The sequence below is a fragment of the Xanthomonas sp. LMG 12459 genome (genome assembly GCF_009192905.1).
In the GTDB taxonomy this organism is placed as follows: Bacteria; Pseudomonadota; Gammaproteobacteria; order Xanthomonadales; family Xanthomonadaceae; genus Xanthomonas_A; species Xanthomonas_A sontii.
In genome coordinates this window covers 14,841-36,603 of record NZ_NSGT01000026.1, presented here as the reverse complement: position 1 = coordinate 36,603, position 21,763 = coordinate 14,841, and the positions used below count along the sequence as shown (strand labels likewise).

At 66.1% G+C, this 21,763-nt stretch carries 18 protein-coding genes; 7 read left to right on the top strand and 11 right to left on the bottom strand.

The genetic code is table 11. The annotated features are described in order from the left end of the window. Positions 1–86: 86 nt before the first annotated feature. From CEK65_RS06985 to CEK65_RS06960, 6 genes are all read right to left on the bottom strand, one after another. Entirely contained in the window at positions 87–941 is an 855-nt protein-coding gene (locus CEK65_RS06985) for a serine protease (RefSeq protein ID WP_152181221.1), read from the bottom strand. Between the two features lie 182 nt (positions 942–1,123). Continuing rightward, positions 1,124–2,059, bottom strand: a complete 936-nt coding sequence (locus CEK65_RS06980; protein ID WP_152181220.1) for a restriction endonuclease — start codon at positions 2,057–2,059, stop codon at positions 1,124–1,126. A gap of 76 nt (positions 2,060–2,135) precedes the next feature. Next, entirely contained in the window at positions 2,136–2,786 is a 651-nt protein-coding gene (locus CEK65_RS06975; protein WP_152181219.1) for a DUF4145 domain-containing protein, read from the bottom strand. Between the two features lie 907 nt (positions 2,787–3,693). Next, complete coding sequence (locus CEK65_RS06970; protein WP_152181218.1) at positions 3,694–3,903, bottom strand: hypothetical protein; 210 nt, start codon at positions 3,901–3,903, stop codon at positions 3,694–3,696. Positions 3,904–4,151: 248 nt separating this feature from the next. Next, positions 4,152–7,940: a LamG-like jellyroll fold domain-containing protein gene (locus CEK65_RS06965; protein WP_152181217.1), complete on the bottom strand. Its 3,789-nt coding sequence runs from the start codon at positions 7,938–7,940 to the stop codon at positions 4,152–4,154. Between the two features lie 445 nt (positions 7,941–8,385). Next, on the bottom strand, positions 8,386–11,163 hold the full coding sequence (locus CEK65_RS06960) for a TonB-dependent receptor (RefSeq protein WP_193314717.1): 2,778 nt from the start codon (positions 11,161–11,163) through the stop codon (positions 8,386–8,388). A gap of 295 nt (positions 11,164–11,458) precedes the next feature. Between CEK65_RS06960 and CEK65_RS06955 the strand changes: the two genes are divergently transcribed. Further along, on the top strand, positions 11,459–12,481 hold the full coding sequence (locus tag CEK65_RS06955; RefSeq protein WP_152181216.1) for a sugar kinase: 1,023 nt from the start codon (positions 11,459–11,461) through the stop codon (positions 12,479–12,481). A gap of 572 nt (positions 12,482–13,053) precedes the next feature. Here the strand turns inward: CEK65_RS06955 and fabV are convergent. The 3 genes from fabV to CEK65_RS06940 all read right to left on the bottom strand — a co-directional run bounded on the left by fabV (position 13,054) and on the right by CEK65_RS06940 (position 16,339). Further along, a complete protein-coding gene (gene fabV / locus CEK65_RS06950) occupies positions 13,054–14,259 on the bottom strand; it encodes an enoyl-ACP reductase FabV (RefSeq protein WP_017910061.1) in 1,206 nt (401 codons plus the stop codon). Between the two features lie 353 nt (positions 14,260–14,612). Beyond that, the gene (locus tag CEK65_RS06945) at positions 14,613–15,245 is read right to left on the bottom strand and encodes a response regulator transcription factor (protein WP_017910062.1); all 633 of its coding nucleotides are present in this window, start codon (positions 15,243–15,245) and stop codon (positions 14,613–14,615) included. Then, the gene (locus CEK65_RS06940) at positions 15,242–16,339 is read right to left on the bottom strand and encodes a histidine kinase (RefSeq protein WP_152181215.1); all 1,098 of its coding nucleotides are present in this window, start codon (positions 16,337–16,339) and stop codon (positions 15,242–15,244) included. Before CEK65_RS06940 ends, CEK65_RS06945 begins: the two co-directional genes overlap by 4 nt. Positions 16,340–16,563: 224 nt before the next feature. On the opposite strand from CEK65_RS06940, the gene CEK65_RS06935 reads away from it, so the two are divergent. From CEK65_RS06935 to lldD, 5 genes are all read left to right on the top strand, one after another. Next, positions 16,564–17,145, top strand: a complete 582-nt coding sequence (locus CEK65_RS06935; RefSeq protein WP_051067643.1) for a PEMT/PEM2 methyltransferase family protein — start codon at positions 16,564–16,566, stop codon at positions 17,143–17,145. A 10-nt stretch (positions 17,146–17,155) separates the two neighbouring features. Continuing rightward, positions 17,156–17,302: a hypothetical protein gene (locus CEK65_RS21145; RefSeq protein WP_226980496.1), complete on the top strand. Its 147-nt coding sequence runs from the start codon at positions 17,156–17,158 to the stop codon at positions 17,300–17,302. Positions 17,303–17,305: 3 nt separating this feature from the next. Continuing rightward, complete coding sequence (locus CEK65_RS06930) at positions 17,306–17,611, top strand: DUF2214 family protein (RefSeq protein WP_226980501.1); 306 nt, start codon at positions 17,306–17,308, stop codon at positions 17,609–17,611. A 103-nt stretch (positions 17,612–17,714) separates the two neighbouring features. Further along, positions 17,715–18,515 (top strand): transcriptional regulator LldR, encoded by an 801-nt coding sequence (gene lldR, locus CEK65_RS06925; protein ID WP_152181214.1) that lies wholly within the window; start codon positions 17,715–17,717, stop codon positions 18,513–18,515. Positions 18,516–18,528: 13 nt separating this feature from the next. Further along, the gene (lldD, locus tag CEK65_RS06920; RefSeq protein WP_152181213.1) at positions 18,529–19,689 is read left to right on the top strand and encodes an FMN-dependent L-lactate dehydrogenase LldD; all 1,161 of its coding nucleotides are present in this window, start codon (positions 18,529–18,531) and stop codon (positions 19,687–19,689) included. A 42-nt stretch (positions 19,690–19,731) separates the two neighbouring features. Here lldD and CEK65_RS06915 read toward each other — a convergent pair whose 3' ends face one another. Continuing rightward, positions 19,732–20,718, bottom strand: a complete 987-nt coding sequence (locus tag CEK65_RS06915) for a Ku protein (RefSeq protein WP_152181212.1) — start codon at positions 20,716–20,718, stop codon at positions 19,732–19,734. Next, complete coding sequence (locus CEK65_RS06910; RefSeq protein ID WP_152181211.1) at positions 20,718–21,113, bottom strand: hypothetical protein; 396 nt, start codon at positions 21,111–21,113, stop codon at positions 20,718–20,720. The genes CEK65_RS06915 and CEK65_RS06910 overlap by 1 nt, the downstream gene beginning before the upstream one ends. 158 nt (positions 21,114–21,271) lie before the next feature. On the opposite strand from CEK65_RS06910, the gene CEK65_RS06905 reads away from it, so the two are divergent. Beyond that, a complete protein-coding gene (locus CEK65_RS06905) occupies positions 21,272–21,574 on the top strand; it encodes a hypothetical protein (RefSeq protein WP_170268176.1) in 303 nt (100 codons plus the stop codon). Positions 21,575–21,763 lie beyond the last annotated feature (189 nt).

Here is a 21,763-nt window from a genome sequence, read left to right as displayed (position 1 = left end):
TTAAGTTAGAGATTGCTACCCATTGAATGGCATGTCAAGCCCAAAAAAGCGACGTGGTAGCTAGCGTCTAACTTGATCTGAGCCCGTTATCGATGTACCGCCGTTCCGCGCACGATCCGAGCGATGATCGGCTCGAATTCCAGCAAGCGCTGCGAGTCGATGGCAACCCCGATGTTGTTCGGGATAGCCGTAATAGAAATCGGTCCGACTGCAGTCGGGGCCGTCACGATCCTGATCTCGCCCGTGGCAGTGTGCATTGCACCAGCATAGTGGACACCAAGCAGTCGAATTCTCTTCGCACCAACGATTGTATTCCCATTTGCATCGGTGTAGCCATTGAGATTTGCAAGGAGTATCGGGGACCCGCTCGAACCGGGAAAGCTCGCGATATCCGTCAGGAATTCTGACTTTCCGTTCCACGCGATTGCTGGATGCGTAGCTGTGATTCCTCGTCGAATCACTGGAAGATTATTCAATGAATCCCAGATGCCACTGGGGTAGCCAATCATGACGATCTCTTCCATCGTGGAAAGAGCCTTGCGATCACCAACTGCCATGATCAGTTCGGTACGCAGTGGAACGAAGAATAGCCGCACGCCGCTTTGCTGCACCTCGTTCACCAATGGCCCAACCAGAAAGATCGCTAGATCGACGCTAGGGTCGGGGTGACCTATCCACCTGGCTTCGAAGTTGTCCAGTGTGAACTCACGGTGAGCACCAATATTGGGTGATCCATCAGCGCTCGCGAGCGTCAAATGAAACTTGCCCCGGTCGGCTGCTGCTATGACGTGCCTATTCGTGACTATGGCAGGAACTACTTCTTGCTCGGATTGCAAGAAGTTCATGAAAAAGCCCGTGCCGCAGGAAACGCCGCCGGTCATGAGTGTAGTCTCAATCCTCACAGTGCTATGCACCAGTTGCTCCATGATTCCCAGTGTCACAATCACCTCCAAGCGGGGCACAGCATCTGAATTAGCCGAATCGCGAAACGGCGTCGACTTGAATGAATGGTTAGGCTTTGGTGCCAGGGTGTTGTGAAGCCTGGACCGTGCTTCCAAGCACTGCCGCCGAGCGGTCGAGCATGAAAATTATACTCTCGCCCATTTGCTCTGTTATCTAATAGTTAGACTTCAAAGCCAAGGCCTCCGAACGCGGCAGGTATCATTAACAAGCCGTTGATTCTCTTTGCCTCTTCGTCGGTTGCATCTCGTGCAATGAACGGATAAACGCTTAGAATAAATTCCTTCAGCGCATCGAATGCTTGATCTGAGTATTGGTGTCCACTGCGCAACTCATTAAGTGGCGTCATCATCCATCGTGCAAAAACCAATGGAATAGCAACATCAGGGATGTCCTCCCACTCGTCAGAGAGATCAGAGCCGTGCCTCTTGTATGAAAGGTACTGATCACACTTGCCTTTGCAGCACCAATAGAATTCCTCGGTTTTGTTCTTTGTGTGGTCAATCCATGCCACTACAATTCCCGACGCCGGGACGCTCAAAAGTTCGTGTCCGCAGTTTTTGCATTTAAGTGTCGGTGAGGTGGAGAAGACGTTTGCTGCTTTCGGATGCTGAATCACCCATTTGGACATGGAAATAGGGAAGTATCTCTTGGCAAGATGCTGGCCATTGGAGTTTCCGAGCAACCGTCCTTCAATCTTCTCGCAGTCGAAAACTTGTGTCTCGATCTTGCCTTGGAGGCCGGCAAGTACCGTGCTCAAGCCGCCACTTAGCAGTGTCGAGTAGACGCCGATGAAGCCGGCACAGCCATTCGCATCTACCCTGTCGCGGATGTTCGCTTCTTGGGTAGGGCTGACGGAGTTGCCAGAGTGCGCGTTGTGCTTACAGCTAACGAGCCATCTAACGATAGTGTCCCCTCCGACACCAACTCGCTTTTCCTCAACAACGACATCCTTGCCTCCATCCGCACCTCGCGAAGGATCAAGCACAATCTTGTACCCGAGGAACTCTAGGAAGTCTCGCGTGAACAGCTCGAATGAGTCCTGAGATCCTGATCCGAGGTTTGCCTGTGCGATTTCTTTGAAATCTAAAGCTGCCACGTTCCTTCCTTTGAAATCTAACACTTGAATTAAGCCGCGCCGCAAAGAGGTGTCGGCTTGAATGAATTGTTATGTCTCACGTCGTTGACCTGCGTGCACGGTAGTCGTTGATCTTCTTTGGAAGCGAGTATGAGTACTCCAAGAAGAAGTCCAAGAACTGAACAATGTCGCGTGCATCTTGGGCCTCTGTGGGCTCCTGACTCGGGGCAGGATGCGCAGAGTCATTACCCAGAGCCCGAACCTCATGGGCCCAGTCACGCATGAGCGAGGGCAGCACGCCCTTGCTTGCAAGATCCTCGATCTCCGCTTGAAGTGTCCGCCCGGTAGCACCTTGGTCACGCAGTGACAGTTGGAGAGCGCTGCGAGCCATTACGGCGGCGGCATCCCAGCTCTCGTCCTTGATGTTTCTTTTTGCCTGAAGCCAGTAGCGACCAATGGCCTCTGGCCAATGTTCTGGCGCCTTACTTACTTTGAGGGGCCACGGCTGAACCCTGAAGTCATGAAGCCCGAACCCAGCGGACCAGAATGCTTGAACGTACGATGCACATGATCCGCACTTGAGCGTGTCATAGTGCAGAACCTTGTGTCCATTGGGTTGCTTTTTCTGTGCAGAAAACTCAACCGACCAGTTGCCTCGCTCACCGCAGAACGGACAAACGATTTCGTTGGTCGCGAGTTCTGATCCCCGAAAACCAGACCAGTCGCCAAGGCTCCACCAGCTTTCCATGATCTCCCCTGTGAGGCATAACGTCTGAATTAAGCCGCGCCGCGAACCGGCGTCGGCTTGAATGAATTGTTAGGCCAACCCTTGCAGTACGTTAAGGGCCTCGTTCGTAAAACCTCGAAATTGAGGGCGTGCAACCCCATCTAGATAATTCATAAAGAATTGCTTCTTAGTTATGTACTTGCAGTACATCTCAGATTTATGAATCCAACAGTGGAGCAACTTGTCGTTCTTTTGATTGAACTCGAGATACAAATGGGTATCTTGGGTTTTTGCCAAATCCCATAGCCAGCTTCTTTTCGGTTTCCATTCAGCCTTAAATTGACCAAGTTTATCAGTCGGAACAAGAGAAAATCTCTTCATCCAGAACTCTTGAATGTCAACCACCCATATCATTCTCTTTCCGGACTCTTTAAAATAGAAGTCTGTTCTAGCTCTTACGTCTCGTATATCAATAACACTTCTTTGTATCTCAATTATCGTGTCATTACTGCCAAAGATGTCTGCTCTATGCTCGTTACTCTGACCCATAACGACTTCACAGTGCGCGTCGTCAACAACTTCCTTCCAGCAGCGGTGCCAATCTGACTCCGGCTCATATCCAGGTGGCAGCCTGGGCTGTGCGCCTACATATGCCCAATACTGTCTAATAGCTCCAACGTGTGCTTTCACGTCTAACCCAGTCCAAGGACATTTTCCGATCTGCCCGCTACCAGCCGCTTCGGCTCTCTTTCGTTGGGAATTATGTAGGGCAATGAGCATCGTTGTTGGCCTAACTACTATTGGACTGCCTAACCAGAGAATCGGGGTCAGAGTGTACTTTCAGAGTGACGGGCGCGGAAAAAATATGGTCTAACTTCAATGATTCTACTCATCTGATCTCTTTGCCATTAATCTCTTAGCTTAGAGACTAAGACTTGTGCCGACGGTATTGATTGTTGGTACTTGGACTACGGTAGCTGCCGCCCTTATGCGAGGAGCCGTGGCCAGACGAGTAGTGACCTCCGTGACTGGATGTGTGATGTGCGCCGGACGCGCGGACTCGGGCGTCCGCAGATGCGGCGGCCAGGCATATGGCGAATCCAGCCAGTGCCGTGATGATCGAAACTCTGGTGAACATCGATTCCCCCTGAGAAATGTCGAGTTCTAGCTTTCCTGCCGCGTATTGAGGTGTGCGCCGCAAACCGCGAGCAGGCGCACCCGCTCAATAGGATCAGATGGGAGTCCCCCTCCCAGATAGACGATTCTGTTGTAGCACGACGCGATGCGGCGCGTGGAGACAAATGCAACTTCTGTCCCGAAGTTGCTTCCCTTGCGACGACGCCTCCTGTTATCGGAGCATCCGCCATTGGCTTATGCCTTTCTGGATCAGGGCAACTCGATCGCGTTATTGCGCTGCGTCACCTCGTCCACCTCGCCGTCGGTGACGATCCGCAGTCGCGAGCCTTTGACTTTATCAACAGCCGGGAGCGCCAACCGCACCTCCGCCGTCCTATGCTCCAAATCCCGCGGCGCCTCCAACGCAGCAAACCCCGCCCGCGCCAATTCCCGGCCCCGCGCATCCTCCAACACCACAAACCCCGCCGGCGCATCCACATGCCCCAGGCTATGCACGGTGACTTCGATGGCATCGGCCGTCACCCGCACATCCCCACGCCCAATCCCCAGATCCGGCCGTAGCTCGACCGGCACCGCCGCCGGCGTGACCAGCTCGAACTCCATCACCACCGTCTGCCCGGCCGGGAACTCCACGTCCACCGCCCCGCTCTTCTCGAACGCGAACTCGCGCGTGGCCGCCTTGCCGTCGATCTTCCCGTCGCCATCGCGGTCCACGCCCGCACGCATCCGCCACTGCCCGGCGGCAACATTCCACCCGGTCATCTGCGCCCGCTGCGCCTTGCCGCTGGTGTTGTAGCCGATGACGGTGAAGTGGTCCTGCCGCGGCTTGGGCAGCAGCAGCGCAACCTGCACCGCGCCTTCGGGGTCGGCAAAGCGCCAGCTGACGGTGTGGCCGGGGTAGGTCTGGTTGCGCTTGAGGGCGACGCCGCCGAGGCGGGCGCGCTGCAGGTTCACGGTGGGCGATTCGACGCGGTCGCTCCACCAGTGGCCTTCGGTGTTCATGTAGAAGCTCTGCAGCTTGTCGCGGGTCTCGGCGCGGTACAGGGTTTCCAGCCAGCGCGGGTCGCCGCTCTGCTCCCAGGCGACGTGGTGGGCGAAGTCCGGGGCGTCGTCGGGGTCGGCGTCTGCTGCCGCCTTGGCCAGGCTGGCGCCCCAGCTGTCGCGCTTGCCGAGCACGTCGAGGAAGTTCTCGTTGAGCAGGGACAGGCCGCCGGGCCCGGCCTTCGCAACGCGGTAGTCGATGGGCTGGAGATAGCGCGCATCGCCGGTCCAGCGGTAGGCGGCCCAGAAGGTGTGCAGGGTGTCGGGGCCGCCGCTGCCGTCGAACAGGCTGCCGCCGCGGGTCTTGCCGGTGGCCCAGTTGATCTCGTTGGGCAGCGCCCACTGGCCCTTGGCGTCGGTGTAGGCGTGGGCCAGGTAGCTGTCGGCCAGGCCGGTGACGATGCGGCGGCTGTTGGGGTCGGCGTTGTAGCCACCCAGCAGCAGCGCCGGGTGCAGGATCGGGAACGAGTAGGGTTTTTGCCACTGCCAGTTCGGTTCGCGGTAGACCTTGCGCCCGCCGAACCAGTTGCTGGCGAACAGCAGGTGGCCCTGCGGGTTGACCTGGATGATGTTGTCGAACGCCTTCACCGTGCGCATCAGCCGCTCCACCGTCAGCGGGTCGCCCCAGTTGAGGTAGAGCATTTCGCTGTTGATGTTGATGCCGTCCTCGTAGGAATGCAGTTCGTCGGTCTCGATGGTGGAGAGGCCGTCGGTGAACATGCCGTTGCGGTAGTTGGCGTCGGACAGGGCGGTGAGCGAAGCATTGAGCTTGTCCGGGTCCACGCCCATCAGGGCGACGCCGGGCCATTGCTGGGTAAGGTCCGAATCGTCGGAGATGCCGCCGCCGAAATCGCCGTAATCCACCTGGCGCTCGTCGATCCACCAGTTGATGTAGCGGCGCGTGGCCTTGAGGTCTTCCAGCTGCCAGAACGCCCAGCCCGGCACGCCCTTGCGCGGCTGCGGCAACTGCACCGGCAGCGGGCCCTGGTTGCCGTAGCTGATGTCGGCCCAGTACTGGCGGCCCAGCGCGTTATCCGGGTCCACCCGCAGCAGGTCGTGGATGTCGGCATCCAGGCGCGCGTACAGGCGCTGGCGCTTGGAGGTGGTGTGTTCCTCGACCAGGAAGCCCCAGTTGTCCTTGACCTGGTTGAAGCGGTCGGCGATGTGCTCGACCTTGGCCTGCTCGCGCGGCTTGAACAGCAGGCGGATCTGCGCACCGTCCAGCGCGCGCGCGTCGAAGCCGGGCGCGGCCGAGGCGATGCTGAGCATCAGGCTGTCGTCGGTCAGGATGCGGTCGCGCAGGTCCAGCCACAGCGTGCGCGCCTGTCCGGGCGCGACCGAGACCGACACGTCGAGCATGTCGCGGCCGGGCCAGATCGGATCCTTGACGCGGAGGTTGAGCGGGATCAGGCCGTTGTGCGTGGCCGGCAGCTGCAGCGCCGGCAGGTCGATGGCGATGCCGTCCAGGCCGTCGTGCATGTTCTCCCAGCCGTACGACCAGCTGCGCATCAGCGGCTGCGCGGCCGGCGCGTCGCCGAGGTTGGAGGGAATGAGCACGTGGACGATGGGCAGCGGCGGCACCGCGGTCTTGTCGTCGGCACGCTTGCGCGACGGCGCCTTGGTCGGCAGGGCGACCACGGTGCTGCGCTCGTCCGGCGGATAGCGCCCGGCGATGTAGGCGCGCAGTGCGGCGAGGTTGGCGTAGTCCGGGGCGATGTCGCTGCGCACGGTGTAGCGCAGCGTGGCGCTGGGGTGGGCCGGCTCGGCGCCGGCGCCGACGTCGTAGGCCCAGATCTCCTGGATCGGGGTTTCCTGGGCGACGTTGGTGAAACGCAGGTGGCCGCCGCGGCGGCGTTCGAATTGGTCGACGCTGCGCACCGTGCCCTGGGCGCGCGAGAACAGCGGCGCAGGCGTGGCGCCATCGGCGGCATAGGTGGCCTGGCCGTAGGCGGCGCCGCGCAGTTCGATGCGGTTGAACGGTTCGTCCGGCAGGGCCAGGTCCAGCGCCTTGCCACCTTCGACGTAGACGTTCCAGTCGGGCAGCTGGAAGTAGTCGTTGCGGCCGGGCAGGCGCGAGCGGTTGTACACGCCGGGCCAGGTGGTCTCGGCGATGCCGTCGGTCGCCTTCCACATCCATTCCTTGAGGTCCTTGGCGTCGGCGAACTCGACCTTGCGGATGCGCGTGGACGGGGCATCCAGCGCAGGCGGTGCGCGGCCGTGGTCCCAGCCGAAGCGGTGCAGCCAGGCGTTGCGCGCGGCGCTGTCGGGCACCGCCTCGGCGCTACGCGGTTCCTGCTGGCGAGCCAGCGCAGCGACGCCAGCGGCGTCGAGCATGCGGTCGTAGACGCGGATCTCGTCGAAGTCGCTGCCGCGCAGGAAGTTGTAGCGGCTCTGCACCTGGTGCGGCGCCAGCACGCGTGCGGCCAGGCCGAGCTGGTCGAGCGCGGCGTCGAAGTCGAGCGAGCCGCCGTCGGCGCAGGCCTGCGTGCAGTCCACGCGCGCGGCTTCCTTGCCGTCCACGTACAGGCGCACGCCGCGGGTCTCGTCCCAGGCGAAGGCCAGATGGGTCCAGGCGCTGGGCGCGGGGAACTTGTCCAGCGTGAAGGAAACGCGGGTGCGGGCCAGGTTGGCGTCGGTCACGAAGGCATCGAAGCCGTGGCCGTTCCAGTCGATGCGCAGCCAGGCCATGTCCCAGCTGGTGTGGTCGGCGTAGCCGACGCGGAAGATCACGAACGGCGCTTCGCCCACCGGGTAGCGCGAGCGCCAGAAGAACGACAGCGTGCCGCGCTGGGTGTAGAGGTTGCCGGGAGCGTTCCAGGACAGCACACCGTCGTCGGCCCATTCGATGGCCTGCCCGGACACGCCGGTCGGTACCAGGGCGATCTTGTCGCGGAAGTTGGGTTGGGGGTCGCCATGGGCGACGTCGGCGTCCAGGCCTTTGTCGGCGGAGACGCGGAACAGCAGTTCGGGAGTGGCGGCTGCGGCGATGGCTGGCAACGCGAGGGCACAGAGCAGGGCGAGGCGGTGTGAGATGCGACCTGGGCTCTGCGATTTGGAGACGTATGCAGTAGAGCCTTGCTTTGCCGAAGTGGGTAGGAACCGCGCGTCGCGGCTGAAGCCGCTCCCACATGTGCGTTGCTGCACTGTGGGAGCGGCGTCAGCCGCGACGCGCGATGCCGGCACATCCTGTGGCAATCGCGGAGCGCCGATGGACGCAAGCAGGTGCACCGCATTCGCCTTCAGGCGACGCCACACCCCAGGACCGATCGCCGACACACCACTGCCGGCGCCCACCGCGCTGCCGCACATTGCCTGTTTCATCTCGCTCCTTTGCGATCGGCGCGCCCCGTGGCGGCGCGCGTCGATCTCCCTCCCCGGCCCACGAGTATGCGGGCAGCGGGGCGTTGCCGATACCGCAGCGCGGCATCGGCGAACGCAGTCTTCAGAACTTGTAACGCACCCCGATCGCGTACTGGCGGCCGGTCTCGCTGTAGGTCAGCGGCAGCTGCGCGCCGCTGGCGCTGGTCTGCACCCACTCGTAGTACGGCACGTTGGTCAGGTTCGACCCTTCCAGGCTGATGTCGATCTTCTCGTCGATCTTGTAGGTCAGCTTGGCGTCCACGACATTGGTGCCGCGCATGCCGTGCATGTCGAAGCCGGTTTCCGTGGCCGGCACCTGGGTCAGGTAGCCGTCGCGGTGGGTCAGCGACACGCGGCCGCTGAAGCGCTCGCCTTCGTAGAACAGCGTGGCGTTGTACGAGTTCTTGGACAGGCCGGTGAGGTCGGTGTTGAACGACAGCGCGCCGGTGCCGGTGACGTACTGGATCTTGGACTGCACGTAGGTGTAGTTCAGCTGGGTGCCGAAGTTGGCCCACTTGCCCGGCAGGAAGCTGAAGGGCTGGATGTAGTTGAACTCGGCGCCCTTCAGCTTGCCGCCCGGGGTGTTGAGCGGCACGCTGAAGACGAAGTCGTCGGTGGCCGCCGCGCCGGTGCCGTCGAGCAGGCTGACCGGCAGGCCGCTGCTGGAGTACGGGGCGATGGTGCGCGCGGTCTGCACGAAGCTGTCGATGTCCTTGTAGAACAGCGCCAGGCCGAGCATCGCGCCTTCCTGCAGGTACCACTCGAAGCCGAGGTCGGCGGTCTTGGCGCGGATCGGATCCAGGTTCGGATTGCCGCCGCTGACCGTGCGCGCGCCGCCGGCGACGGCGACCGTCACGCCCGGGGTCAGGCTGCCCAGGCCCGGCCGCGTCATCACCTTGGCGGCGCCGAAGCGGATCAGGAAGTCCGGGGTGATCTCGGCGACCAGGTTCAGCGACGGCAGGGTGTCGTGGTAGTCGCGCTCGACCGTGGTGTTGATCAGGTTCGAGCCGACCAGGGCGTAGCCGGTGGAAGACTGGTTGGTCTTCACGTAGCGCACGCCGATGTTGCCGGAGAACGGGATCGCGCCGATGTCGAAGGCGAAGTCGCCCATCAACCAGGCGCCGCGGTCCTTCTCTTCCACGCTGCGGGTGTTGACCGCACGCTCGGTCAGCGTCCAGGTGCCGGTGCCGCTGTAGATGCCCAGCGCATCGGCGATGCCGTTGAGGTCGGGCACCGCCCAGTTCGACGGCGTGCCCTCGATGCCCTTGAGCCCGGCCAGCGTCACCAGGTTGACCGGCACGATGCGGTTGCCGGTGGCGAAGGTCGGCACGCTGGTCTCGGACGCGCGGCGGAACTCCTTGGTGTCGAAGCCGTAGTTCTTGGCCAGCACGCCGCCCTTGAGGGTGAAGTTGGTGCCCAGGTTCCACTCGAAGTTCAGCGAGCCGGTGTCGAAGCTGTTGTTGGCCGACTGCGGACGCATGCGCACTTCGGCCAGGGTCCAGCCATTGGCGGCGGTCGGGTCGATGCCGTAGTTGAACACCGGCGAGGTGTAGCTGTTGCGGTAGTCGTAGCTGTAACCGGCGACGTTGTTCTTGTCCATGATCACCGTGGTCTGGATCGGGTTCCGGTGCTTGGAACTGGAGGTGCCGATCTCGCCGGTGATCTTGAAGGTGTCGCTGAAGCGGTGCTCGCCGTTCAAGGTGAGCTGCTTGAAGACCGTGTTCCACTCGTCGTGGCGGTTCTCCGAGCGGATGTCGGTGTTGTCGAAGCGGCCATACAGCAGCGCACCGGAGGCCGGGTCGACGTAGCCGTCGCGCACGATCATGTCCGGCTTGCCGTTCTGCGAGCGGCCGCGGCTGAAGCTGATCGCCTCGATGTAGTGCTCGTCGCGCTTGGCATCGATCTTCGAGTACAGGCCGTCCAGCGAGAATTCGGTACTGTCGTTGGGCTTCCACTGCAGCGAGCCGGTCACGCCCAGGCGGTTCTGCTCGTGCTCCATCTGCGTGTAGCGCGGGATGCGCGGGCTGAACACGTTGGCGCTGTTGGCCGCGGCGAACGGCGAGGTGGGGCTGTAGCCGTTGTTGCTCGGGCCGTTGGCCCAGCGCGTGGTGCCGCTGCCTTCCTCGAGCACCTGGCGCTCGGAGTAGGCCACCGACATCAGCGCGCCGAAGGTGCCGTCGGCCCAGGTGTTGGCGACCAGCGCGGCGATGCGCGGATCGGCCTTCTGCGACATGCCGTTGTAGGTGGCCTGGCCGTTGGCGGCGAAGGTGAAGCCGTCGTAGTCGAACGGCCGCGCGGTGCGCAGGTCGACCGTGGCGCCCAGCGAGCCTTCCTCGACGTCGGCCGAGGCGGTCTTGCGCACCACCATCTGGGTGAACAGGTCCGAGGCGAACACGTTGAAGTCGAAGCCGCGGCCGCGGTTGGTGCCGCCGCTCTGGTCGCTGGCACCGACCGTGGTCAGCGCTTCCATGCCGTTGATGCGCACGCGGGTGAAGTCCGGGCCGAGGCCGCGCACGGAGATGTTGCGGCCTTCGCCGGCGTCGCGGGTGATGACCACGCCGGGGATGCGCTGCAGCGATTCGGCCAGGTTGGTGTCCGGGAACTTGCCCACGTCCTCGGCGACGATGGCGTCGACCATGCCCTTTTCGGCGCGCTTGATGTCCAGCGCCTTCTCCACGCTGGCGCGGTAACCGGTGACGACGACGGTGTCGAGCTCGGTGGTGGCATCGGCCGAGGCCGCGGCGGGCGGCGCGGCCGCCGGCGCGTCCTGTGCCTGCAGGGCACCGGCCTGCAGGGCCAGGCCGATCGACAGCGCGAGCAAGGTAACCGGTGTCTTCCGGCGTTCGGTACGTGATTGCATGTCCTCCCCTCCCAAGGGTTACATGACGGCGTGGAACTGCGGGCGCTGTCGCGAATGACACCGCTGGTCAAAACCAACGTTAACAGTTGCGAAACATCCCGGCATCTTGCAGCGCAACAGAGTGCTCGGCGACCCGAGGGTCTTTGCAGTCAATGAGATAGCGCAGGATCGCGACGTCGGCCAGTGCCGAAGCGCCTGCTGCCGCACAAAAATGACACCGCTAGTCACTTTTTCTGGTCGGCGTTCGCATTTCGCGGCATGCTTGGCGTCCCTTCGGCTGCCGGACCCGCCTGCCATGACCGTTTCCCGCATCGTCTGCTTCGGCGAACTGTTGCTGCGCCTGGGTGCGCCCGGCCACGAACGGCTGCTGCAGACGCCGCGGCTGCAGGTGCAGGTGGGCGGTGCCGAGGCCAACGTGGGCGTGGCGCTGGCGCATTTCGGCCATGCCGTCTCGGTGGTCAGCGTGCTGCCGGACAACCCGCTGGGCCAGGCCGCGGCCGGGGAACTGCGCCGGCATGGCGTGGACACCAGCGGGGTGCGCTTCGTACCCGGGCGCATGGGCCTGTACTTCCTCAGCACCGGCGCCGGGCACCGCCCCAGCGAGGTCACCTACGATCGCGCCGGCTCGGCCTTCGCGCTGGATGCGGGCGACCGGCACGACTGGCCGGCACTGCTGCACGGCGCGCAGTGGCTGCACCTGTCCGGAGTGACCCCGGCGCTGGGCGAACGCGGCGCGGCCGCGGCGCTGGCGGCCGCGCAGGCGGCACGCGCAGCCGGGGTGCGGGTGTCGTTCGACGGCAACTACCGCCCCAAGCTATGGGAGGCCTGGAACGGCGATGCGCCGGGCATCCTGCGGCAACTGCTGAACCAGGCGGACGTGCTGTTCGCCGACTACCGCGACCTGGAGGTGGTGCTGGGCCACCGCTACCCGCAGGACAGCGTGCAGGCGCGGGTGGAAGCGGGCGCGCGCGACGCCTTCGCCGCATTCCCGCAGCTGCAGGCGATGGCCTGCACCCAGCGCGTGGCGCACAGCGTGGACCGGCACAGCCTGGGCGCGATGCTGCTGCGCCGCGACGGCAGCGTCGCGCAGGCGCCAGCCGAGGAGCTGAGCGGCATCGTCGACCGCATCGGCGGCGGCGACGCCTTCGCCGCCGGCGTGCTGCACGGGTTGAGCCGCGGATGGGACGACACCGCCACGATCCGCTTCGGCCTGGCCGCCGGCTGCCTCAAGCACACGCTGCCGGGCGACGTGCTGGCGCTGAGCGAGGCCGAGGTGCGGGCGTGCGTGGGGGCGACGCGGTTCGATGTGAGGCGGTGAAGAGCCGGGAATGGGGAATGGGGAATGGGGAATCGTAAAAGCGCTGGCGCTTCCGGGTTTGCGTGCGGATTGGCGTTGCGATGTAGCGGGGTTTTAGTCGTGGGGGTGTGCTGGCAATTCCAGCACCACGGCTTCGATTGTCGCGGCTGAAGCCGCTCCTATCGGGGAAAGCTGCCGCCGGGATGGCTGGGATGTTGTGGGAGGGACCTCAGTCCCGACGCGGTGAAGCGCCGGGAATGGGGAGTGGGGAATCGTAGAAGCGCTGGCGCTGCGGGGTTTGCGTGCGGATTGGCGTGGCGCTGTTGCGTTTTTTGTCTTGAAGGTGTGCGGATAGTCCCGGCGTCGCGGCTTCGATTGTCGCGGCTGAAGCCTCTCCTACAGCAGATGCCGCGGGGATGGATGAGGTCTTTGTGGGAGGGACTTCAGTCCCGACGCGATTCGGTCGGCGTGCCGCCACCGCTGCCTCGCCGTCACCGCAAAAGAAAACGGCCGACATCGCTGCCGGCCGCATGCTCTGTCCGGGATCCGGGATCAACACGACGCCCGAATCCCCACTCCCGAATCCCCGCCCCTCAGAGCTCCACGCAATCGAACTTGACGTCCGGGTCGACCTCGGCGTCGTAGTCCACATCCTTGCGCTCGAAGCCGAACAGCTTGAGGAACTCGTGCTTGTAGCCGGCGTAGTCGGTGAGCTGGAACAGGTTCTCGGTGGTCACCTGCGGCCACAGCGCCTTGCAGGCATCCTGCACGTCGTCGCGCAGTTCCCAGTCGTCCAGGCGCAGGCGGTTCTCGTCGTCGGTGGCCGCGGGCTGGCCGTCCTCGCGGTACAGGCGCTCGCGGAACAGGCGGTCGGCCTGTTCGATGGTGCCTTCGTGCAGGCCCTTTTCCTTCATGATCTTGTAGACCATGGAGATGTACAGCGGCATCACCGGGATCGCCGCGCTGGCCTGGGTCACCACCGATTTCAGCACCGCCACGTTGGCCGCGCCGCCGTGCTGCTGCAGGCGCGCGTGCAGGCGCTGCGCGGTCTGGTCGAGGTCGACCTTGGCCTTGCCCAGCGCGCCGTGCCAGTAGATCGGCCAGGTGATCTCGGTGCCGATGTAGCTGAAGGCGACGGTACGCGCGCCCGGGGCGAGCACGCCGGCGGCGTCCAGCGCATCGATCCACAGTTCCCAGTCCTGGCCGCCCATCACGGTGACGGTGTCCTCGATCTCCTGCTCGGTGGCCGGCTCGATCGAGGCCTCGATGATGGCGTCCTTGTTGGTGTCGATGGCGGTGGCGGTGTAGGTCTGGCCGATCGGCTTGAGCGCCGAGCGCTTCACTTCGCCGGTGCCCGGCAGCTTGCGCACCGGCGAGGCCAGCGAATACACCACCAGGTCGACCTGGCCGCCCATGTCCTGCTTGATCAGTTCGATGACCTTGGCGCGCGCCTCGTCGGAGAACGCGTCGCCGTTGATCGACTTGCTGTACAGGCCGGCGGCCTTGGCCTGCTTGTCGAAGGCGGCGGCGTTGTACCAGCCGGCGGTGCCGGCCTTCTTCTCGCTGCCGGGCTTTTCGAAGAACACGCCGAGGGTGGCGGCGCCGAAGCCGAACGCGGCGGTGATGCGCGAGGCCAGGCCGTAGCCGCTGGACGCGCCGATCACCAGCACGTTCTTTGGCCCGTCGTGGCGCACGCCGCGCGCGCGCGTGGCGGCGATCTGCTCGAGCACGTTGCGCTCGCAGCCGAGCGGATGCGTGGTGGTGCAGATGAAACCGCGGACTTTCGGATGGATGATCAACGTGAATTCCTCGTCGGCACAATGCCCGCGGCATCTTAATGTCTGCGGCGGGCGCACAGAAGTCCCGATGGCAGCACACGGCGGGGTATGGAGCGTACTGCGGGCGCGCGCGCGCGTTCGGATGGGTCGCGTCGCGATTGAAGTCACTCCCACAGGGGCGGCGTCGTGGCGGCGGATGTCGTGCTGGCTGGAGGGAAACAGCTGATCGGCGAGCCGCAATCGCGCCATCGGTTGTCGCGGCTGAAGCCGCTCCTGCGGCAGGCCGCGGCACGGCAAGGTGGCACCGTTGTGGGAGGGACTTCAGTCCCGACGCGCTGCCGGTGGACGTCGCAGCGCCACCGCTGGTGCACGCATCAGATGATGCGCAGGGTGATCGCCTTGAGCACGGCACGGGTGCGGTCGCGGGTGCCGAGCTTGTCGAGGATGGTGGAGACGTAGTTCTTCACCGTGCCCTCGGCCAGGAACAGGCTGCGCGCGATCTCCTTGTTGGAGTAGCCGCCGGCGAGCAGGCGCAGGATCGCCACTTCGCGTTCGTTGAAGGTGTCGCGCGGGGCGTCCTCGTCGCGGTAGCGGTAGCGCGCACGCACCGGGTCGGTGCTGACCGGCTGCAGCAGGGTCTCGCCGGCGGCCACGCGCGCGATCGCCTCGCGCAGGTCCTCCGGTGCCGCGTCCTTGAGCAGGAAGCCCTGCGCGCCGGCGGCGGTGGCGCGCAGCAGCAGATCGGATTCGTCGAAGGTGGTGAGCAGCAGCACCGGCGTGCGGTCGCCGCGCGCGCGCAACTGCTGCAGCGCCTGGATGCCGTCCATGCCGGGCATGCGGATGTCGCTGAGCACCACGTCCACCGGCGTGGCCGCCACCACGTCGAGCAAGGCCTGGCCGTCGTCGGCCTCGCAGGCGACGACGATGCCCTGGGTCTGCAACAGCGCGCGCAGGCCGGCGCGCACCAGCACCTGATCGTCGGCCAGGGCGATCCGCAGCGCGCTCACAGCGGCAGCCTCGCGCTCAGCTGCATGCCGCCGAGCGGCGTGCGGCCCAGTTCCAGGCGCCCGTGCAGCGCTGCCAGACGCTCGCGCATGCCGGCGATGCCGTTGCCCTCGCGGATGCGCTCGGCGCGGTGGCCGTCGTCCTCGATGTCCAGGCACAGCTGCTGCCGCTCCTGGCCCAGGCGCACCCGTACGTGTGCCGCGTCGGCATGCCGGGCGGCGTTGGTCAACGCTTCCTGCACCAGCCGCAGCAGGGTCTCTGCCAGGTGCGGATCGGTGATGCGCAGCGCCGGATCGATCTGCAGCTGCAGCTGCGGCCGCGGGAACGGCGCGGCCAGGGCGCACAACGCCGTCTCCAGGTCCACCCCGCGGTCGTCGCGCAGCGACTGCACCACTGCGCGGATGTCGGCCAGCAGCTCGCCGGACAGTCGCTCCACCGTCGCCACCTCCGGGCGTTGCGCCAGCGCCGGATCGGCCAGCAGCAGGCGCAACTGGATGCGCAGGGCAGTGAGCTTGTGTCCGGCTACGTCGTGCAGTTCGCGCGCCAGGCGCAGGCGCTCGGCGTCGCGGGTGCTATCGGCGAGCAGCGCGCGGGTGGCCAGCAGGTCGGCGTTGACCCGCGCCAGCGCCTCGCGCGCCAGCTCGGCAGTGCGCGCGTAGTGCGCGCTGAGGCCGGCGAAAGCATGGAAGCCTGCGTAGATCAGCGTGGTCAGCAGCGGATGCTTGATACCGGCGGCGGACAGCGCCAGGAAGGTGCCCAGGTTGGCCAGCAGCGCCAGCGCCAGCACTGGGCGCGGCGGCCACTGCAGCGCCACCTGCGCGACCACCACCACCAGCAGCACCGGCGCGGTGCCGACGTGTGGCTCCAGCCAGACCAGGGCCATCGCCGCGGCTGCCTCGACCCACAGCGCGACATCGCGCCAGCGCCCGGGCAGGTAGTGCGCGCCGAGCAGCGGCAGCAGGAACAGCGCCGCCGCAGTCCAGCGCCAGGCCACCAGCGCATGCGGCGCGAACTGGAACGACCACAGCACGGTGGCCACGGTCAGCAACCCGGCCAGGCGCTTGGGTTCGATCAGATCGCGCAGGAATCGAGTCATGCGACGGATGCTGACCGCGTGCCGACGCCGCGGCAATGGGGCAGGCGCAGAAAGTGACTTCCGGCAGGCGGACGGCATGACCAGCGGCCACTGCCGCGCCACCCCGATGGCGCCACACTGCGTCCATGCCCTGCCGGGTGCCGGACGATCGGCACGCAGGATGGGCCCGGTTCATCCACCCTGCCACGCAATGCGTGGTGCACGCCGCCACGAGGAACACCGTCATGCTCCTGACCCTGCGCCATCCGGATCTGCTGTTCATGCTGCTCGGCCTGGGCTGGGGAGCGTACGAGATGCTGCTCAGCCGCCGCCGTCGCGCCGCCGATGGCGGTGCGCGCGACCAGGGCACGCTGCGCCTGCTGTGGCGCGTGCTGTACGGCGCGGTGGCGCTGGGCGCGCTGCTGTCGCTGCTCGGCGTGTGGCGCTATGCGCCGCACTTGCGCGAACCGCTGCGCTGGTTGGCCTGCGCGCTGCTGGCCGGCGGGCTGGCGCTGCGGCTGTGGTCGATCCGGGTGCTGGCGCGCTGGTTCACCGTCGACGTGACCATCCAGGAAGGCCACCGCCTGGTCCGCCACGGGCCGTACCGCTATCTGCGGCATCCCTCGTACACCGGCGCGCTACTGGCGTTCTACGGGCTGGCGCTGGGCATGGGCAACGTGCTGTCGCTGCTGGCGATCGTGCTGCCGGTGACCTGGGCGTTCCTGCGCCGCATCCGGGTCGAGGAGGCGATGCTGACCCAGGCCTTCCCCGAGGAGTATCCCGACTACGCCGCGCACAGCTGGCGGCTGCTGCCGTGGGTGTGGTGAGGCCGCCGCGATGGCGCTGCGCGACCTGATCCTGGCCAGCCTGCACCACCTGGCGATGCTGCTGCTGATCGCCGCGCTGGTGGCGGAATGGACCCTGCTGCATGCGCCGCTGGACCACCGCCAACTGGCGCGGCTGGTCCGCGTCGATGCCGGCTAAGGGCTGGCCGCGCTACTGATCCTGGCGATCGGTGCCCTGCGCGTGCGCTACGGGCTCAAGGGCGCCGATTACTCCCTGCACACCCCCTGGTTCTGGGCCAAGCTCGGCACCTTCGCGGCGATCGGCCTGCTCTCGCTGGTGCCGACGCTGCGCCTGCTGCGCTGGCGCCGGCAGGCGCGGCTGCAGCCGACCTGGTCGCCGAACGCGGCACAGGTGCGCACGCTGCAGCGGTTGATCGGGGTGGAACTGGGCCTGTTGGCGGTGCTGGTGGTGCTGGCCGCGGCGATGGCACGCAACGGCATGCCCTGATTGGTATTACCAATTTAGGCAGCCCGCATCACTGCAACCATTGACGCCGCGTGATCCAAGGCGCCTAATGGTCACACCATTCGCGCCCCGCCAGTTTATTGGTATGACCAATAGTCTTAAAGCTGCCGCCACTGCCGCTGCCGGCGAGTCCCCTGCCCGGCTCAGCGACCGGGTCGCCGCGCAGTTGCGCACGCTGATCGCGCAACGCGGCCTGGCGGTCGACGCGCGCCTGCCCGCCGAGCGGGCCCTCGCCGCGGAACTGGGCGTCTCGCGCCCGGTGCTGCGCGAGGCCATCGCGCAACTCGCCAGCCAGGGGCTGCTGCGGGCCCGGGTAGGTGGCGGCACCTACGTGCAACGGCCGCCAACCCCGGAAGACCAGGTGGTGGCGCCGCTGCAGCCGTTCCTGCCGTTGCTGCACGCCGACCCGGAGTACCGCTTCGACGTGCTGGAAGCGCGCCATGCGCTGGAAGGCGCCACCGCCTGGCATGCGGCGCTGCGCGCCACCGACGACGACCGCGCGCGCATCGAGGCGGCCTACGAGGCGCTGCTGCAGACCCATGCGCAGGCCGATGCGGCGGCGCAGGCGCACGCCGACGCCGATTTCCACCTGGCCATCGCCGAGGCCACCCACAACCGGGTGCTGCTGCAGGTGATGCGCGGGCTGTTCGACCTGCTGCAGGCCAACATCTCGCAGAGCCGGCAACAGCTGTTCGAATCGCCGCGCATCTTCTCCGCCCTGCTCGCCCAGCACCGCGCCCTGCGCGACGCGATCCTGGCCGGCGACCCCGAACGCGCCCGCGCCGCCGCGCACTCCCACCTGGAATTCGTGCACAGCGCGCTGCGCACCCTCGACGAGGACGATGCGCGCCGCGCCCGTGCCTCGCGCCTGCCCTCCTCTCCCTGACCGCCCTGCCCCCATGATCATTTCCGCCTCCACCGACTACCGTGCCGCCGCGCAGCGCCAGCTGCCGCCGTTCCTGTTCCACTACATCGACGGCGGCGCCTATGCCGAGCACACCCTGCGCCGCAACGTGTCCGACCTGAGCGACATCGCCCTGCGCCAGCGAGTGCTGCGCGACATGTCGGCGCTGGACCTGCACACCGAGCTGTTCGGCGAACGCCTGGCCTTGCCGGTGGCGCTGGGGCCGGTGGGCCTGACCGGCATGTACGCGCGCCGCGGCGAGGTGCAGGCGGCCAGGGCGGCAGCGGCCAAGGGCGTGCCGTTCACCCTGTCCACGGTATCGGTGTGCCCGATCGAGGAAGTGGCGCCGGCGATCGACCGACCGATGTGGTTCCAGCTGTACGTGCTCAAGGACCGCGGCTTCATGCGCAACGCGCTGGAGCGGGCCAAGGCCGCAGGCGTTACCACCCTGGTGTTCACCGTGGACATGCCGGTGCCGGGCGCGCGCTACCGCGACGCGCATTCGGGCATGAGCGGCCCCAACGCGCCGCTGCGGCGCATGCTGCAGGCCGTCACCCATCCGCGCTGGGCCTGGGACGTGGGCCTGCGTGGGCGCCCGCACGACCTGGGCAACATCTCCACCTACCGCGGCCATCCCACCGGGCTGGCCGACTACATCGGCTGGCTCGGCGCCAACTTCGATCCGTCGATTTCGTGGAAGGACCTGGAGTGGATCCGCGAGTTCTGGACCGGGCCGATGGTGATCAAGGGCATCCTCGATCCGGACGATGCGCGCGATGCGGTGCGGTTCGGCGCCGACGGCATCGTCGTTTCCAACCATGGCGGGCGCCAGCTCGACGGCGTGCTGTCCAGCGCGCGGGCGTTGCCGGCGATCGCCGATGCGGTGAAGGGCGAGCTGAAGATCCTGGCCGACTCCGGCGTGCGCAACGGCCTGGACGTGGTGCGCATGCTGGCGCTGGGCGCCGACACCGTGCTGCTCGGCCGCGCCTTCGTCTACGCGCTGGCCGCCGCCGGACAGGCCGGCGTGGAGCATCTGCTGAGCCTGATCGAGAAGGAGATGCAGGTGGCGATGACCCTGACCGGCGCCAAATCGATCGCGGCGATTTCGCGCGAGTCGCTGGCGCAGGTGACGCGCGAGGCGATGGTCTCGGCGTAAAGGCGGTCGCGGCGACACTGGCGCCGCCGCGACCGACCTGCTCTACCCGGCCTTGCGCCGCGCCGGGGCCTTGCGCGCAGCTGGCTTGGCCTTGGCCGCCGCTGGTTTCGGTTTGGCGCGCGTCGCCTTCTTGGCCTTACCGGCCGCGCTCTTGGCCGGCTTGCCGCTCTTCTTCGCCGCGGTCTTGCGCACCGGCACGCGCTCGTCCTGCCTGGCCGGCGTGCGCTTCTTGGCCTCCAGGCTCTTCTGCAGCAGCGACATGAAGTCGACCACGTTGGTGGTGGCGTCCTCGCGCTGCGGCGCCTCGGCGTCCTCGTCGACCTGGGTGGTGCCCTCCTGCGCCTTGATCCGTTTCTGGATCACCGCGTGCAGCCGCTCGCGGAATTCGTCGTGGTAGGCATCGGGGTCCCAGCGCCCGGACATCGAGTCGATCAGCTGCGCCGCCATCTCGGTTTCCTTGGCGCTGATCCGGTAGTCGGCGGCCTTGCCGCTGGGCAGCGTGTAGTCGTCCAGGTCGACCAGTTCCTGCGGGTAGCGCAGCAGGATCAGCACCAGCGCATCCTGCAGCGGCATCACCGCCGACAGATACTCGCGGGTGCGGATCACCACCCGCGCGATGCCGACCTTGCCGGTGTTGCGCAGGGTCTCGCGCAGCAACACGTAGCCCTTCTCGGCCTTCTTGCCCGGCACCAGCACGTAGGGTTTCTCGAAATAGCGCAGGTCGATCTCGGCGGCGTCGACGAAGGCCTCCACTTCCACCGTCTCGTGGCTCTCCGGTGCGGCCGAGGCGATGTCCTGCTGCTCGACCACCACGTAGTTGCCCTTGCTGTACTCGTAGGCCTTGACGATGTCCTTCCACGGCACTTCCTCGCCGGTGTCGGCGTTGACCCGCTCGAAGCGGATCGGGCGCTTGTCGCGCGCGTCGAGCATGCGGAAGTGCAGGTCGATCCGGCGTTCGCCGGACATCAGCGACACCGGCACGTTGAGCAGGCCGAAGGACAGCGTGCCGGTCCAGATCGGGCGCGGCATCAGTGCGCCTCCACGCCGGCGGCCTGCGCCGGCAGGTGATCCAGCGCCTGCCAGGCATCCTCGATCACCTGCCGCGCCTGGGTCCAGTCCAGCCGCGAGTCGCCACGCATCAGGTCCCAGTGCGCGGCCAGTTCGTCCTCGGTCTCGGCAACGGGCCCGCGCGGCCAGCCGCGGGCATGGGTCTGCAGGGCGAAGGCATAGGCCGGGCACAGGTCGCGCCACGGCGTGCGGTGGCGGGCGCGGCGCTGGCGGTAGTCGGCCAGGCTGTAGCGGCGGTAGTCCGGTGCGTCGTGCGGGCGCGGTGCCGCACCACGGCGGCGCGGCGGCGGAGCGCTCGGCAAGGGGTCCAGATGGGCGTTGAACAGCAGCGGGTCGGGGCGGTCGCTGGGGCGCATGGCAGGGCTCCGGGCGGCAACGGCGGCGGGGGGACGCGCAGCAGTAGCGCTGCCGCCGTTAGCGACCCGTGACCGATCCGTGGAGGATGCGCGATTCGCAATGGCTTCACCACGCCGGCGGTGAACTGGACCTCCGCTATTCCCTGGAGGAACCGGACATGTCCACGCCCACCGATCCGCTGCGCCAGGCCGCGCCCATTCCCGGCGAACAGCGCGGCAAGCGCCAGACGCAGGACCGCGAAGACCGCGGCGCCGGCGACCGCCCCGAGACCATCGTCGAACACGAACCGCGCACCGGCGAGAACCGCCCTGCCCCGCAGGACACTCCGGCGCACTCCACGCCGGACACCGCGCACGGACGGCATGCCGACGCCAACCAGGACGAAGCCCTGGAAGAGACCTTCCCCGCCAGCGATCCGGTGTCGCCGTTCGTGCCGGCGAAGGCGCCGAAGGCGTCGTAGCGCATCGAAGTCTGGCGTCCTACCAGCATCGGTGTGGAAATGACTTCAGGGCACCTCAAAAATCTCGACTGCAACATCAGCCGCGACGAGCGACATCATCGGCGCGTCCGACTGCACTGCAGTCGGGACTGAAGTCCCTCCAACAAGGAGGGGCCGGCGGGCAGCGCTTCCATCGATAGGATCGGAAAC

What these genes read in the sequence shown, in the direction of transcription:
- CEK65_RS06970 (WP_152181218.1), bottom strand. Translation starts at nt 3,903, where the DNA reads ATGTTCACCAGAGTTTCGATCATCACGGCACTGGCTGGATTCGCCATA.
- CEK65_RS06940 (WP_152181215.1), bottom strand. Translation starts at nt 16,339, where the DNA reads ATGACTCGATTCCTGCGCGATCTGATCGAACCCAAGCGCCTGGCCGGG.
- CEK65_RS06905 (WP_170268176.1), top strand. Translation starts at nt 21,272, where the DNA reads ATGTCCACGCCCACCGATCCGCTGCGCCAGGCCGCGCCCATTCCCGGC.
- CEK65_RS06915 (WP_152181212.1), bottom strand. Translation starts at nt 20,718, where the DNA reads ATGCCGCGCCCGATCTGGACCGGCACGCTGTCCTTCGGCCTGCTCAAC.
- lldD (WP_152181213.1), top strand. Translation starts at nt 18,529, where the DNA reads ATGATCATTTCCGCCTCCACCGACTACCGTGCCGCCGCGCAGCGCCAG.
- CEK65_RS06975 (WP_152181219.1), bottom strand. Translation starts at nt 2,786, where the DNA reads ATGGAAAGCTGGTGGAGCCTTGGCGACTGGTCTGGTTTTCGGGGATCA.
- CEK65_RS06955 (WP_152181216.1), top strand. Translation starts at nt 11,459, where the DNA reads ATGACCGTTTCCCGCATCGTCTGCTTCGGCGAACTGTTGCTGCGCCTG.
- CEK65_RS06960 (WP_193314717.1), bottom strand. Translation starts at nt 11,163, where the DNA reads ATGCAATCACGTACCGAACGCCGGAAGACACCGGTTACCTTGCTCGCG.
- CEK65_RS21145 (WP_226980496.1), top strand. Translation starts at nt 17,156, where the DNA reads ATGGCGCTGCGCGACCTGATCCTGGCCAGCCTGCACCACCTGGCGATG.
- CEK65_RS06910 (WP_152181211.1), bottom strand. Translation starts at nt 21,113, where the DNA reads ATGCGCCCCAGCGACCGCCCCGACCCGCTGCTGTTCAACGCCCATCTG.
- CEK65_RS06935 (WP_051067643.1), top strand. Translation starts at nt 16,564, where the DNA reads ATGCTCCTGACCCTGCGCCATCCGGATCTGCTGTTCATGCTGCTCGGC.
- lldR (WP_152181214.1), top strand. Translation starts at nt 17,715, where the DNA reads ATGACCAATAGTCTTAAAGCTGCCGCCACTGCCGCTGCCGGCGAGTCC.